Annotated in this window: 12 protein-coding genes and 1 pseudogene; 10 read left to right on the plus strand and 3 right to left on the minus strand. The window is 64.1% G+C overall.

Annotated features, from left to right (window positions below; genetic code table 11):
- Complete coding sequence (locus Amn_RS14125; protein WP_067962144.1) at window positions 1-1605, minus strand: GMC family oxidoreductase; 1605 nt, start codon at window positions 1603-1605, stop codon at window positions 1-3.
- A 242-nt stretch (window positions 1606-1847) separates the two neighbouring features.
- Here Amn_RS14125 and Amn_RS14130 point away from each other — a divergent pair, with 242 nt between their 5' ends.
- From Amn_RS14130 to Amn_RS14160, 8 genes and pseudogenes are all read left to right on the plus strand, one after another.
- On the plus strand, window positions 1848-3044 hold the full coding sequence (locus tag Amn_RS14130; RefSeq protein ID WP_154386531.1) for an ABC transporter substrate-binding protein: 1197 nt from the start codon (window positions 1848-1850) through the stop codon (window positions 3042-3044).
- Window positions 3045-3104: 60 nt separating this feature from the next.
- Window positions 3105-3389, plus strand: a complete 285-nt coding sequence (locus Amn_RS14135; protein ID WP_067962140.1) for a DUF1330 domain-containing protein — start codon at window positions 3105-3107, stop codon at window positions 3387-3389.
- Window positions 3390-3434: 45 nt separating this feature from the next.
- Complete coding sequence (locus Amn_RS14140; protein ID WP_067966563.1) at window positions 3435-4202, plus strand: ABC transporter ATP-binding protein; 768 nt, start codon at window positions 3435-3437, stop codon at window positions 4200-4202.
- Entirely contained in the window at window positions 4195-4908 is a 714-nt protein-coding gene (locus tag Amn_RS14145) for an ABC transporter ATP-binding protein (protein ID WP_067962138.1), read from the plus strand. The genes Amn_RS14140 and Amn_RS14145 overlap by 8 nt, the downstream gene beginning before the upstream one ends.
- 5 nt (window positions 4909-4913) lie before the next feature.
- Window positions 4914-5822: pseudogene (locus Amn_RS32620) on the plus strand (branched-chain amino acid ABC transporter permease); the annotation flags it as partial.
- Between the two features lie 132 nt (window positions 5823-5954).
- Window positions 5955-6857 carry a branched-chain amino acid ABC transporter permease gene (locus Amn_RS32625; protein ID WP_353622436.1) on the plus strand — a complete coding sequence of 301 codons (903 nt, stop codon included), beginning with the start codon at window positions 5955-5957 and terminating at the stop codon, window positions 6855-6857.
- Window positions 6854-7609, plus strand: a complete 756-nt coding sequence (locus Amn_RS14155) for an SDR family NAD(P)-dependent oxidoreductase (RefSeq protein ID WP_246670851.1) — start codon at window positions 6854-6856, stop codon at window positions 7607-7609. Before Amn_RS32625 ends, Amn_RS14155 begins: the two co-directional genes overlap by 4 nt.
- Window positions 7606-8391: an SDR family NAD(P)-dependent oxidoreductase gene (locus tag Amn_RS14160; RefSeq protein ID WP_154386529.1), complete on the plus strand. Its 786-nt coding sequence runs from the start codon at window positions 7606-7608 to the stop codon at window positions 8389-8391. Before Amn_RS14155 ends, Amn_RS14160 begins: the two co-directional genes overlap by 4 nt.
- A 77-nt stretch (window positions 8392-8468) precedes the next feature.
- Here Amn_RS14160 and Amn_RS14165 read toward each other — a convergent pair whose 3' ends face one another.
- Both Amn_RS14165 and Amn_RS14170 read right to left on the minus strand, forming a co-directional pair.
- Complete coding sequence (locus Amn_RS14165) at window positions 8469-10007, minus strand: class I adenylate-forming enzyme family protein (RefSeq protein WP_067962133.1); 1539 nt, start codon at window positions 10005-10007, stop codon at window positions 8469-8471.
- 104 nt (window positions 10008-10111) lie between these two features.
- The gene (locus Amn_RS14170; protein WP_154386528.1) at window positions 10112-10867 is read right to left on the minus strand and encodes an SDR family NAD(P)-dependent oxidoreductase; all 756 of its coding nucleotides are present in this window, start codon (window positions 10865-10867) and stop codon (window positions 10112-10114) included.
- Between the two features lie 226 nt (window positions 10868-11093).
- On the opposite strand from Amn_RS14170, the gene Amn_RS14175 reads away from it, so the two are divergent.
- Together Amn_RS14175 and Amn_RS14180 are read left to right on the plus strand one after the other, a co-directional pair.
- The gene (locus Amn_RS14175; protein WP_154386527.1) at window positions 11094-12104 is read left to right on the plus strand and encodes an NADPH:quinone oxidoreductase family protein; all 1011 of its coding nucleotides are present in this window, start codon (window positions 11094-11096) and stop codon (window positions 12102-12104) included.
- The gene (locus tag Amn_RS14180) at window positions 12101-14194 is read left to right on the plus strand and encodes a 3-hydroxyacyl-CoA dehydrogenase NAD-binding domain-containing protein (protein WP_286288339.1); all 2094 of its coding nucleotides are present in this window, start codon (window positions 12101-12103) and stop codon (window positions 14192-14194) included. Before Amn_RS14175 ends, Amn_RS14180 begins: the two co-directional genes overlap by 4 nt.
- Window positions 14195-14215 lie beyond the last annotated feature (21 nt).

Genomic DNA, 14215 nt, shown 5'->3' on the forward strand with positions numbered 1-14215 from the left:
TCAGCGCCTTTCCTCAAGTACCAGGTCAGCAGCGCGCCAGGCCAGCGCCATCACAGGGCCGTTGGTGTTACCCGATATCGGTGCCGGGATGACCGAGGCATCGATCACACGGAGGCCATCGACGCCATGGACGCGCAATCGCTCGTCGACGACGGCGTCGGCGTCATTGCCCATCCGGCAAGTGCCGACCGCATGCAGCCCCGACACGAAGGTCGCGCGGAAGGCAGCGAGCATGTCGTCGTCCGATTGCACTGCTGGGCCAGGCCAAAGCTCCTGCTTCACGAAGGGCTGCAATGCAGGCTGGGCGACGAAGTCGCGCATTATGCGCATCATCGAAATGGCGGTGCGCCGGTCGTTTTCCGTCGCCAGCCAGTTCGGCCGGATCGGCGGCATGTCGCGCATGTCGGCCGAGCGGATGGTAATCTCGCCGCGGCTTTCCGGCCGCAGGGCATAGCCGATGATGGTGATGCCGGGCTCGGCCTCTAGCTTCAGGCGGCCTTGCAGCAGCCCACGGGCGAAGGTGTAGGGTGACAGCGATAGCTGCAGATCCGGATAGGTGACGTCTGACGAGGAGCGGACGAACGCGCCGATTTCGGACGCACCGAAGCTCATCAGCCCCGTGCCGGCGAGATAATAGCGCAGCACCTCGCCGACGAGGCGCAGGCCACTGAAGCTGCGGTTGTGGCCATGCATTCCGGCAAGGCGATAGGGCAGCGCCACAACGAGGTGTTCGGCAAAGTTGCGGCCGACGCCGGGCAATTCGGTCACAGTCTGGACGCCAGCCGCCGAAAGCACATCATGGCGGCCGACGCCTGACACCTGCAGCAGTTGCGGTGACTGGATCGCGCCGCAGGCAACGATGACCTCGCTTGCCGACCGGGCGGTGCGTTGGCGACCGCCCACGAGATATTCGACGCCGACTGCCCGACGACCGTCGAACAGGATACGCAGAACCTGCGCGCCGGTTTGGACGACGAGGTTCTTGCGCCGCATCGCCGGTCGGAGGAAGGCGCGGGCCGCGCTCATGCGCCGCCCCATGTGGTCGACCGTATGCGTGTAGGTACCGACGCCATCGCGTCTGGCGCCGTTGAGGTCGTCGAGATGGTCGAGGCTGAGCGAAGCACCTGCATCGAGGATCGCCTGGCCGAGAGGGTCGGCGAGAGGACGAACACTGACCTGCAAGGGACCATTGCCGCCCCTGATGACATCGCCACCAAGCTGATGGTTCTCGATCTTGCGGAAGACTGGCGCCATCTCGGTCCAGCTCCAGCCCGTGACGCCGAAGTCGGCCCAGCCGTCGTAGTCCTCGGGGGCGCCCCGGCAATAGAGCATTCCGTTGATCGAGCTCGATCCGCCAAGCCCGCGGCCGCGCGCCCATGTCTCGGCTTCCGGCCGACCTTCTTCATGCTCGACAGGAAAGTTCCATGAGCGTTTCGGATGCTTCGTCAGCTTGACCCATCCCCGGGGCATCCGGACCAAGGGATGAAGGTCCGATGGTCCGGCCTCGAGGACAAGCACCCTATGTCCCGGGTCTTCGCTTAGCCTGTTGGCCACCACACAGCCGGCCGAGCCGGCGCCAACGATGATCGTGTCGAATTCTCTCATGCCGCGATGTCTTGCGCGTGCGCGTCGGCTCGCATCCTGCAAACGAACTAGCCCAGGCAAGCGTTGTTCAGGCCCAGGCCGACATATGCGGTAGTCCGCATGGACGATGTTCGGCTCGCCTGCATCCTGTGATTTCTCCTTGAGGAGTCGTCACGCCATGCCGCGTGGCGGCCTTGCGCGCACATCAATGCCGGCGCGCATCCAGACCGGCACCAAAGCCTACGTTCCTGGGGAGGAATGACATGAAGAAATCCATTCTCGCGGCAGCTTTGCTGCTGTCGACCGCGCTGACTGCCGCAGCACAGGACACCAGCGTCAAGCTCGGCGTGCTCAACGACCAGAGCTCTTCCTTCTCCGCGCTCGGCGGCACCGAGGTGACCGAGGCAGTCAAGCTGGCAATCTCCGACTTTGGCGGTCAGGTGCTGGGCAAGCCGATCGAACTGGTCTCGGCCGATCATCAGAACAAGCCCGAGATCGCACTGTCCATCGCCCGCGAATGGCTGGAGCGCGACAATGTCGACGCGCTGTTCGATGTCGCCAATTCGGCAATCGCGCTTTCGGTCAACAACCTTTTGGGCGAACAGAAGAAGCTCGGCTTCTTCGTCTCGCCGATGACCGACAAGATGACCGAGGCCGACTGCAACGGCTACGGCATGGCCTGGGCATACGACGCCTATTCGCAGGTGCGTTCGTCGGTCAGCGCCCAGCTCAAGGCCGGTGGCGAGACCTGGTTCATCCTGTCGCCCGACTATGAAGCCGGCAAGGTGCTGGAAGCCGGCGTGAAGACCGCCGTCGAGGAAGAAGGCGGCAAGATACTGGGTTCGGTGCGGGCGCCGCTCGGCACCACCGACTTCTCGTCCTACATCCTGCAGGCCCAGGCCTCGGGCGCCAAGGTTCTGGCGCTGACGGTCAATGGTCCTGAACTGGTCAATGCGCTCAAGCAGGTCCAGGAGTTCGGCCTGATCGACCAGGGCATGCGCGTGGCGCTGACCGTGCTGCACCAGTCGGATGCGCGCGCCATCGGCCTTGAAGCGCTGAAGGGCATCCAGTTTGCCGCCGCCTGGTATTGGAACACCGATGACGCTTCCAAGCACTTCAAGGAAGAGATGCAGAAGAAGACCGGCAATGCTCCGGGCTGGGTTGCGGCCGGTGCCTATTCCGCAGCGACCAATTATCTGAACGCCGTCAAGGCCGCCGGTACCGACGAGCCGACCGCGGTGCTCGCCAAGCTGCGCGAAGGCAAGATCAACGACCTGTTCGCAAAGAATGCGACGCTGCTGCCCAACGGCCGCCTCGTGCATGACATGCAGCTGCTTGAGGTGCGTGCGCCCGGCGAGGCATCCGATGCGCAGGACGTGTTCAAGGTCGTGACCACCGTTCCTGCCGACATCGCCTTCCGCTCGATCGACAAGAGCGCCTGCAAGCTGGCCAAAGGCTGATCCGACAGCGCCGGACGGCACGCTCGCCGTCCGGCGCGTCCACCCGATGGGAGTGACGACTTGCCCGGCTATCTGATCTTCGAGATCGAAATTACCGACGAGGCCGCCTGGCAGCACTATCGCGAGGTCGCCGGGCCGATCATGGCCGCCGGCGGCGGGCGTTTCGTCTTGTCGGGCGATCGAATCGAAAGCCTCGAAGGCGGCTGGCAGCCGGCGACGATCTCGGTGGTCGAGTTCCCGAGCGCTGACGCGGCGCGCCAATTCTACCATTCTGACGACTACCAGAAGGTGGTGGCACTCAGGCAGCTGGCATCACGCGGCAAGGGCATTCTCGTCGACGTATGACGGGCGCCCTGTGCCGCATATTTCCTAGAGTACGTGGAGGACAAGGTGCAGCAAGGCACTGCGGACGACTACATCATCGAGGCGTCCGGGCTGAGCCGGTATTTCTATGGCTTCGCCGCCGTAAAAGACGTCGACCTCAAGGTCCGGCGCAATACCATCCACGCCCTGATCGGCCCCAACGGCGCCGGCAAGACGACGACCTTCAACCTGATCACCAAGTTCCTGCAGCCCAGCGAAGGTACGATCCGATACAACGGCGAGGACATCACCGCGCTGAAGCCGGAAGAGGTGGCGCGCAAGGGCATCGTTCGATCGTTCCAGATTTCGGCGGTGTTTCCGCGCATGAGCGTGCGTGAAAACGTGCGCATGGCACTCCAGCGGCCGACGGGGACCTCCTATCGCTTCTGGCAAAGCGAACGCACGCTCGGCGTGCTCAACGATCGCATCGATGAACTGCTCGACGCTGTCGGCATGCTTTCCTATCGCAACCATGTCGCGGTCAATCTGCCTTACGGTCGCAAGCGCGCGCTGGAGATTGCCACGACGCTGGCGCTGGATCCCGAGATGCTGCTGCTCGACGAGCCGACCTCGGGCATGGGCCACGAGGACGTCGACCGCATCGCCGAACTGATCCGCAAGGTAGCAAGCGACCGCACTGTCCTGATGGTCGAGCACAATCTGTCGGTGGTTTCAGCCCTTTCCGACACCATCACCGTGCTGGCGCAGGGACGGGTGCTGGCCGAAGGCAACTACGAAACCGTGTCGCGCGATCCGCGCGTTGTCGAAGCCTATATCGGTGGCGCAGATGACTGAGACTTCCCAGGTGGTGCTCGACATCGCCGACCTGCATGCCTGGTACGGCGAGAGCAAGGCGCTCCACGGCATGAATTTCGACATCCGCGAGGGTGAACTCGTCACGCTGCTGGGCCGCAACGGCGCCGGCAAGACGACAGCGCTGCGCTGTATCATGGGCCTCGTGCGCAAGAAGACCGGTGTTATCACCTATCGCGGTGAGAACGTTGCGAAGCGGGCGCCCGAGATCATCGCCCGGCGCGGCATCGCCTACTGCCCGGAGGAGCGCGGCATCTTCTCGAGCCTGTCGGTGGCCGAGAATCTGGAGCTGCCGCCGGTCATCGCCAAGGGCGGCATGACCGTGGACGAGATCCTCGAGCTGTTCCCGAACCTCAAGGCGCGCTGGCAGAGCCCCGGCACCAAGCTGTCAGGCGGGGAGCAGCAGATGCTGGCCATCGGCCGCATCCTGCGCACGGGCGCCAAGCTTTTGATCTTCGACGAGCCGACCGAAGGCCTTGCGCCGGTCATCGTCAAGCAGATCGCCGTCGTGCTCGAGAAGCTGAAGGCGAGGGGCTTCACCATCCTTCTGGTCGAGCAGAACTTCCGCTTCGCTTCCAAGCTCGCCGACCGGCATTTCGTCGTCGACCACGGCAAGGTGGTCGAGCGCTTCAGCCGCGACGAACTCGCCGGCAATGAAGCCAAAATCCAAGCTTATCTCGGGGTGTGATGGCCATGATGGACCTGATTGGCGTTCCGCCAACCCTTCTTTTCGGCCAGCTGCTCGTCGGCCTCATCAACGGTTCGTTCTACGCCATGATGAGCCTGGGCGTGGCGATCATCTTCGGCATGTTGCGCATCGGCAACTTCGTCCATGGCGCGCAATACATGCTGGGTGCGTTCGGCGCCTGGTATCTCATGCGCTTGCCTGAACTGTTCCCGGGTCTTGGTCTGCCGTCGATCGGCTACTGGTGGGCGCTGGTCATCGTTCCGCTGGTGGTGGCTGTCATCGGCGCGCTGATGGAGCGCATCTTCATCCGCCGCGTCTACGATCTCGACCATGCCTACGGCCTGCTTTTGACCGTCGGCCTCGCCATGGCGATCGAGGGTGCCTTCAACGTCTACTACGGTGCCGCCGGCCAGATGTATGGCGTGCCGGAGTCTCTGAAAGGCGGCATCAATCTCGGATTCATGTTCCTGCCGATCTACCGCGCCTGGGTGATCGCTGCGGCAATCGTCGTCTGCTTCGGCACCTGGTACATGGTCGAGCGAACCAAGCTCGGCTCTTACCTCCGGGCCGCGACCGAAAATCCCGATCTCGTCCGTGCTTTCGGCATCAACGTGCCGCGCTTGTTGATGCTGACCTACGCGTTCGGTGTCGGTCTTGCCGGTTTCGCCGGCGTCATGGCAGCCCCGATCTACCAGGTCAGCCCGCAGATGGGGCAGGGCATGATCATCACCATCTTCGCCGTCGTGGTCATCGGCGGCATGGGCTCGATCTTCGGCGCCATCGTTTCCGGCCTGATGCTCGGCGTGATCGAGGGCCTGACCAAGGTCTTCTATCCGCAGGCCTCGGCAACCGTGATCTTCATCATCATGGCGCTGGTGCTGATCTTCCGCCCGGCTGGCCTGTTCGGCAAGGAGACGACGAGCCACTCGGTCGCCGACGTCTCGTCGGGCCGCTCCGGCAGCTTCCTCGAGAACGGTCGCCTGTGGCTCGCGATCTTCACGGTCGGCGGCGTGGCGTTGCCGTTCCTCGTCTATCCCGTCATGGGCATGAAGATCCTGGTGCTGGCACTGTTCGCACTCGCCTACAATCTGATCTTCGGTTACGTCGGCCTCCTCGCCTTCGGCCATGCCGCCTTCTACGGGGCATCGGCTTATGTGACTGCGCATGCCGCTGCCGCCTGGGGCCTGCCGACCGAGCTCTGCATCCTTCTGGGCGTCATGGTGGCGACGGCGATCGGCGCGTTGTTCGGCTGGTTGGCGATCCGCCGGCAGGGGCTCTACTTCGCCATGATCACGCTGGCGCTGGCGCAGATCATCTATTTCTACGGAGTGCAGGCGCCATGGACCCATGGCGAGGACGGGATCCAGTCGGTGCCGCGCGGCATGCTGTTCGGCGTCATCGATCTCTCCAACACGCTGAACATGTACTACGTGACCCTCGCCGTGTTCCTGGCCGGCTTCGCCTTCATCTACCGCATCATTCACTCGCCGTTCGGCCAGACGTTGAAGTCGATCCGCGAGAACGAGCCGCGCGCCATTTCGCTCGGCTATTCGACCGACCGGTTCAAGCTGATCGCATTCACGCTTTCGGCGATGCTGTCGGGCGTAGCAGGCGGCCTCAAGGCGATCATCTTCCAGCTGGCGTCGCTGGCCGACGTCTTCTTCATGACCTCGGCCGACGTGCTGCTGATGACGCTGATCGGCGGCGTCGGCACGCTGCTTGGACCGGTGGTCGGTGCGGCAGTGCTGGTGACGCTGCAACGCGAGTTGGCCACCCTCGGTGCCTGGGTCGTGGTGGTGCAGGGCATCATATTCGTTCTCTGCGTGCTGTTCCTGCGCAAGGGCATCATCGGCACGCTGGAGGAATTCCTGGCGAACCGCGCCGAGCGCAAGGCCCAGCAGACGGCCGACCACACCGAGGCCACCACCAAAATCACGGCAGCACCATGAGCGCGCCGTCGACTCTGGTCATCGGCATGGGGCCTGGGCTTGGCCAGGCTTTGGTGAAGAAGTTCGCGCGTGAAGGACATCGTGTTGCCTTTGTCGGCCGCCGCGCAGAAGCGATTGCACGCTACGAGCAGGAGCTGCGGGCCGAGGGCCTCGACGTTGCCGGATTTGTCGGCGACGCCGGCAAGCCCGAAGAGATGGACCATGTCCATGCGGCGATCCGCGAGCGGCATGGCGATGCCGAGGCGCTGATCTACAATGCCGCCATCATCGAGCCGGCGCGGTTCGTCACGCCGTCGCGGCTGGGCGAGGTGAAATACGGCACCGCCGACGGCTGGAAGTCGCATGGTGAGGCGGCCAGCGTCGACTACGTCGTCGACGCCTTCAGGACCAACGTGGCTGGTGCGCTGCATGCGGCCCAGGCCGTTGCGCCAGGAATGATCGACCGCGGCCGCGGTACGATCCTGCTCACCGGTGGTGTGCTTGCCTTTGGCCCGTGGATCGAATGGGGCGTGACCTCGCTCGGCAAGGCGGCGCTGCGCAGCCTTGGACACTCGCTGGAGAAGGAACTCACCCCTGCGGGTATTCATGTGTCGACTGTCGCCATCCATGGCACGATGCAGGCCGGAACGCCTTACGATCACGATCTGGTCGCCGCAGCCTACTGGAGGCTGCATGTCCAGCCGCGCGCAGAATGGCAGCCGGACTTCCACGTCAAGCAGGACGCCGAAGACGGCGGGGATCCCGACGTATGAGCGCGCCCGCGATCAGGTTCGACGGCAAGCGGGTGCTGGTGACTGGCGGCGCCAGCGGCATTGGCGAAACGGTGGCAAGGCTGCTCTCGGATCTCGGCGCACGCGTGGTCATTGCCGACCTGAACCGCGAACAACTCGATCCGGCGGCACAGCGCACCGCAGCAGCCGATGTCACCCAGGGCGACGTCGCAAGTGAGGACGATGCCGAGCGCATGGTCAGGGAAGCGATCACGGCTCTCGGCGGCCTCGATCTCGTTTTCAACTCTGCCGGCATCGGCGACGACCTCGTGCCGGTGCACGACCAGTCGGTGGAACGCTGGCAGCGCGTCATCGACGTCAACCTCAAGGGCACCTACCTGATGTGCCGCGCCGCATCGCGACCGATGCTCCGGCAGAGATGCGGCGCCATCGTGAATGTGTCGTCCATCGTCGGGCTCGGCGGCTTCCCGCGTCGCTCGGCCTATGCCGCGGCCAAGGCCGGGATCAATCACCTGACGCACACGCTGGCCTGCGAATGGGGTCCCTCGGGCATTCGCGTCAATGCGATCGCGCCGGCTTATACGCGCACGCCGATGGTTCAGGCTTTGCTCGAGCGCAAGGCATTCGACCCGACGATCCTGGAACGGCGTACGCCGCTTGGCCGACTGGCGCTGCCGGAAGAAATGGCGCGAGCCGCCGTGTTCCTGCTGTCGGACTGGGCGTCCTACATCACAGGCACGGTTCTGCCGGTCGATGGCGGCTGGAGCGCATTCGGTGGCGCGGGTGATGTGGTGTCCGCTTAGGGACAATGGCCAGGTGTAAGCTGCAATGCAAAAGGCCGCGCATTTGACGCGGCCTTTTGCGTTCTGGTAGCCCGCGTTCACTTGTTCCTGAAATCGTCCAGTCGGTTTTCGCGCAGCGCCAGCACCAGCTCGCGTTTGCGGATCTTGGCGGCCTCGACCGGCATGGTGTCGATGAAGTGGACGGCGCGCGGGGCCTTGTAGGCGGCAAGGCTCTCGCGGCAGTGGCGGATCAGCTCATCCGCGGTCGCGTCCTGTCCCTCTGCCTTCACGATGACCGCGACCGGGATTTCGCCCTTGCTCTCGTCGGGCGCGCCGACCACCGCGCACATGGCGACCGCCGGATGCTTGTAGAGCAGGGCCTCGATTTCCAGCGGATAGACATTGTGGCCGCCGGCGATGATGACGTCCTTCTTGCGGTCGACGATGAACAGGTAGCCGTCCTCGTCGACGTAACCGAGGTCGCCCGACTTCCAGCCGCCATTGCCGAAGGCCTCGGCAGACGCCTTTTCGTCCATCCAGTAGCCTTGGGCGACGCAATCGCCCGAGATGATGACCTCGCCGATCTGACCCTGTGGGACGGCGTTGCCTTCGTCGTCGACGATCGAGATACGCGAGCTGCCGACGGGCAGGCCGGCGGAGCCTGGCTTCCGGATGCCTGCCGTCGGCTCCATGACGTTCTGGCCGCTGGTCTCGGTCGAGCCGTAAACTTGCGTGACGCGGGCGCCCGACAACTCCTCGAAGCGTCGGATGACCGGCTGAGGTACAGGTGAGCCGCCCGTCGTGCAGATGCGCAGCGACGACAGATCGTGCTTGGCCGGATCGACCTCGTTGACCATGTAGACATACATGGTCGGCGTGCCGCCGAAATAGGTAGCCTTGTATTCGCCGATTTCGGAAAGCACACGCTGGGTATCCCAGCGCTCGTGCAGGACGATGGTGCCACCGGTGTACAGGCAGAGGTTGAGCGTCACGGTCAGGCCGAAATTGGTGAACAGCGGCACGGCGCAGAGATAGACTTCCTCGGCAAAGCGCGTGCGGTGCGAGACCATCATGTCGCGCAGTGTCGAGCACTGGTTGAACTGCGATTGCGCGGCGCCCTTGGGCGCGCCGGTCGTGCCGGAGGTGAAGAACAGGGCGCAGATGTCGTCCATGTGGCAAGCGACGTCTTCGAATGTCGCGGGTGCCGTGGCCATCAGCGAGGTGAGGTCGTCGGTGCTGCCGTCGCCCGAAACGACCAGGCAATGGGCGAGATCGGCGAACTCGGCCCTGATCTCGGAAAAATAGGACCAGGTCGAGCTGTCAGCGACGAGCGCCTTCATGCCGGTCTGGGCAACGATCTTGCGCAGCTCGGCGTGGCGGAACATGGCGCTGAGCGGGGCCGGGATCGCGCCGAGGCGCTGACAGGCCCAGAAGCCGATCGCCATCATCGGCGTGCTCGGCAGATAGAGCCCGACGCGGTCACCCTTGGCCACGCCGCGCGCCTTGAGCACATTTGCCAGCTGTGCCGTCAGTTCGGCGAAGCGGGCATAGGTGATCGTCTCCTTGTCGGAGATGATGAAGTTGCGCTCGCCGATCAGCCGTGCGTTCCGCGCCAGCACCTGGCTCAGGATTTCCATGCTCGTATTTCCTGCAGTCGAAATTGGGATTTTGTGGCGACTAGAGAACTTGCCCGCATGAGCAGGCATCGTCTGCACAGACTAAGCCAGTCCGGGCGCGCCGGTCATGAAATCAGGATGCCGCCATCGATGGGCAACTGGTGACCGGTCATTTTCCGTGACTCGTCCGAGGCTAGATAAAGTGCTGCGTTGGCGACATCGACCGGTTCGGCGATGCCGAGCAGATAGGCGTCGAACTGTGCCTTGAGATGCGGCTCGCGCTCGAAGAAGCCGAGGACTCGGTCGGTGGCGACCGCGCCCGGCACCAGCACGTTGACGCGAATATTGTCCTTGGCGAATTCCACTGCCATCGAGCGGGTGAGCGAGATGACGCCACCCTTGGCCGCCGAGTAGGCGTCGCGGTTGGGGATGCCCATGGCCCCGACGATCGACGAGCAATTGATGATCGAGCCGCCGCCAGACCGCTGCATCAGGGGAATCGCGTTGCGGCAGCAGACCCAGGTGCCGAACAGGTCGAGCTTGATGCAGCGCCAGAACTCCTCGAACGGCGCAACCGTCACCGGGCCGTCGGCTGAACTCGAGCCGCCGGCGTTGTTGTAGAGCACGTCGAGCCGACCCCAGGCGTTCATCACCAGCTTGAACGCCGCCTCGACGCTGTCAGGCTCGGTGACGTCTGTCTCGACATAGAGTGCTGTGCCTCCCGATGTATTAATGGAGGAGGCGATGGCCTCGCCCTTGTCGCGGCTGCGGCCGGCCACCGCCACCTTGGCGCCTTCACGTGCAAAGAGCCGCGCCGCAGCCTCGCCAATGCCGCCGGTCGCGCCTGAAATGAATGCCACTTTGCCTGCCAGACGGGCCATGATGATCTCCTCGAAACGTTATCCGCGAACCTGCGCGCCCGGGCGCCTTCAACATCGTCCGAAGGGACTAAGATTGCCGGACATTTCAGCGGCTTGGCGGCCAAAATGCGTGCAGCCTTGTGACTAGTCCCATCAGACGATGTTAGCGGTCTGCCCCTGTCCCATTCCTTGCTTCGATTGAAGAAATTGGCAGTGCCGAAATGGCAGCAACAAGCGGCGTAGGAAAATGAAGGCAGTGATCTGCAAGGAGTTCGCCCCAAGGGCGCAGCTCAGGATCGAAGAGGTCCCTGAACCGTTGGTGAAACCGGGCCAGGTGGTCATCCGCATCGAGGCATGCGGCATCAACTTCTTCGACGGACTGATGGTCGAGGGCAAGTATCAAACCAAGCCCGAGCGACCCTTCACGCCGGGCAGCGAAGCCGCCGGCACGATCATCGCGGTCGGCGATGGTGTCGAGCGTCTGAAGGTCGGCGCGCGCGTGTTGGCCTTTGCCGGCATCGGTGGTTATGGCGAGCAGGTCGCGGTCGATGCCTGGAAGGTGTTTCCGATCCCCGCCGAGATGAGCTTCGTCGAAGCCGCCGGCTTCCTGATCACCTATGCGACATCGCACCATGCCCTCAAGGATCGTGCGCAGATCAGGCCGGGCGAAACGATGTTGGTTCTCGGCGCTGCCGGCGGCGTCGGGCTGACAGCGGTCGAGCTCGGCAAGCAGATGGGTGCGCGCGTCATTGCTGCCGCCTCCAGCGACGAGAAGTTGGCGCTATGCCGCGAATACGGGGCCGACGAGACGATCAACTATTCGACCGAGGACCTGCGCCAGCGGCTCAAGGAACTGACGGACGGGCAGGGCGTCGACGTGGTCTATGATCCCGTCGGTGGCAACATGACGGAAACGGCGGTGCGCGGTCTGGCACTTTTCGGCCGGCTGCTGGTGATCGGCTTTGCCGCCGGCGACATCCCCAAGATCGCGCTCAACCTTTTGCTGCTCAAGCAGTCGGCTTTGATCGGTGTGTTCTGGGGCGCCTATGCACGCTCGGCGCCGGAGAAGAATGCCGAGAATATCGCCGAGCTGATGGACTGGTTCGCCAAGGGCAAGCTCAGGCCGCATATCTCGGCCGCATATCCGCTCGACCGCTTTGCCGAAGCGCTCGACGTCGTCATGGAGCGCGCCGTCAAAGGCAAGGTCGTGCTGGTGACGGGCAATTCAGGACATAGCAAGGAAGGAGTGCCGGCATGACCGAGCTGCTCGCAAGGACCGTTTCGGTCGCAAAGCAAGGCAACATTCTGGTCGCGACCGTCGACAACCCTCCCGTCAACGCGCTGTCGCATTCGGTCCGGTCCGGGCTGATCAAGGCCGTGAAGGCGCTCGAAAGCGATGCCGGGGCGCGCGCCATGGTCATTTTGTGCGAAGGCCGCACCTTCATCGCCGGCGCTGATATCACCGAATTCAAGAAGCCGATGGTGGCGCCGCTGCTCGGCGAAGTGATCGACACGCTGGATGCTGCAACGAAGCCGATCGTGGCTGCGATCCACGGCACCGCACTTGGCGGCGGCCTCGAAGTGGCGCTTGCCTGCAGCTACCGCATCGCGGTGGAGAGCGCCAAGGTCGGCCTGCCCGAAGTCAAGCTCGGCATCCTGCCGGGGTCGGGCGGCACGGTGCGCCTGCCGCGTCTTGCCGGCGTCGAGCAGGCACTGGCGATGATCAGCGAAGGCGGTCAGATTACGGCACGCGATGCTCTGGAAAAAGGCATCGTCGACGAGGTCGTTTCGAGCGAGCTCAAGGCGGCGGCCGTAACCTTCGCCGAGAAGGTGATTGCTGGCGGCGCCAAGCTGCGCCGCACCAGCGACCTGCCGGTGCCGGCGTTCGACCCAGCCGTGCTCGAGACCAGCCGTGCGGCATTGGCCAAGAAATACAAAGGTTTCAACGCACCTCTTGCTGCGGTGGATCTGGTCAAGATGGTCACCGAGACGCCGGTCGCCGAGGCGATCGCGTTGGAATACCAGACCTGCAAGGAGTTGCTCGTTTCGCCGCAGTCGAAGGCGCTGCGCCACATCTTCGCGGCCGAGCGCGAGGCGCTCAAGATCGACGGCGTCGAGGCCGAGGTGAAGCCGCGCGACGTCAAGAAGGTCGCCATCGTCGGTCCGGGCACCATGGGCCGCGGTATCGCCGCCTGCTTCCTCAACATCGGCATTCCGGTGACGCTGATCGGCCTGACGGACGATGGCCTGGCTTCCGCGGTCAGGGCCATCGGCAATATCTATGAAGGCAGCGTCAAGCGCGGCAGCCTGTCGTCCGAAGAGATGGAGCGCCGCATGGCGCTGCTGACACCAGCGACCTCCTATGACGGCGTCGGTGACGTCGATCTTGTGATCGAGGCGGTGACCGAAGACATGATGGTCAAGAAGGACGTCTTCGCCAGGCTCGATGCCGTCCTGCGCGACGATGCGATCATCGCCACCAACACCTCGTTCCTCGACATCGAGGAACTCGCCGGCTCGTCGAAGAACCCGGCGCGTGTCGCCGGCATGCATTTCTTCAACCCGGCCAATGTCATGAAGCTGCTTGAGAATGTGCGTGCAGCGAAGACCGCCCCCGACGTTCTGGCGACCACCACGGCGCTGGGCAAGCGGCTGGGCAAGGTGCCCGTCATGGTCGGGCGCTCCGAAGGTTTCGTTGCCAACCGCATGCTGTCCAAGCGCACGCGCGAGGCTCAATTCCTGCTCGAGGACGGTGCGACGCCGCAACAGGTCGACCGCGTGCTAACCGCCTTCGGCTTCCCGATCGGCCCGTTCGCGCTAGCCGATCTCGCCGGCATGGACATCATGGCCGCAGCGCGGGCGGCACGTGTCGCCCGTATGTCGCCGCGCGAGCAGCAGTGCAACATCGTCGACAAGCTGGTCGCAGCCGGCCGGCTCGGCCAGAAGTCGGGTGCGGGCTACTACGTCTATGACGAGAACCGCAAGGCTTCGCACGATCCAGCTGTCGATGAACTGCTGGAGGCTCACCGCAAGGAGCGAGGCTTCGCCGCGCGTCCCATAACCGACGAGGAAATCCTCGAACGCTGCCTGTTTGCCATGGTGAACGAGGCAGCCAAGATCCTCGACGAGGGTGCGGCGGCGCGGCCCGGCGACATCGACGTCATCTGGACCAACGGCTTCGGCTTCCCGACCTATCTGGGTGGTCCGATGTTTTATGCCGACCAGGTCGGCCTGCCGAAGGTCAAGGCGGCGCTCGACACATACGCGGGCCTCGTAGGTGACCAATATTTCAAGCCGGCCGCGCTGATCGAGCGGCTGGTTGCCGAGGGCAGGGGCTTCTACGGCTGAGGCCGTATCCCTGCCGAAACA

Source organism: Aminobacter sp. Y103A (genome assembly GCF_030294925.1).
GTDB lineage: Bacteria > Pseudomonadota > Alphaproteobacteria > Rhizobiales > Rhizobiaceae > Aminobacter > Aminobacter ciceronei.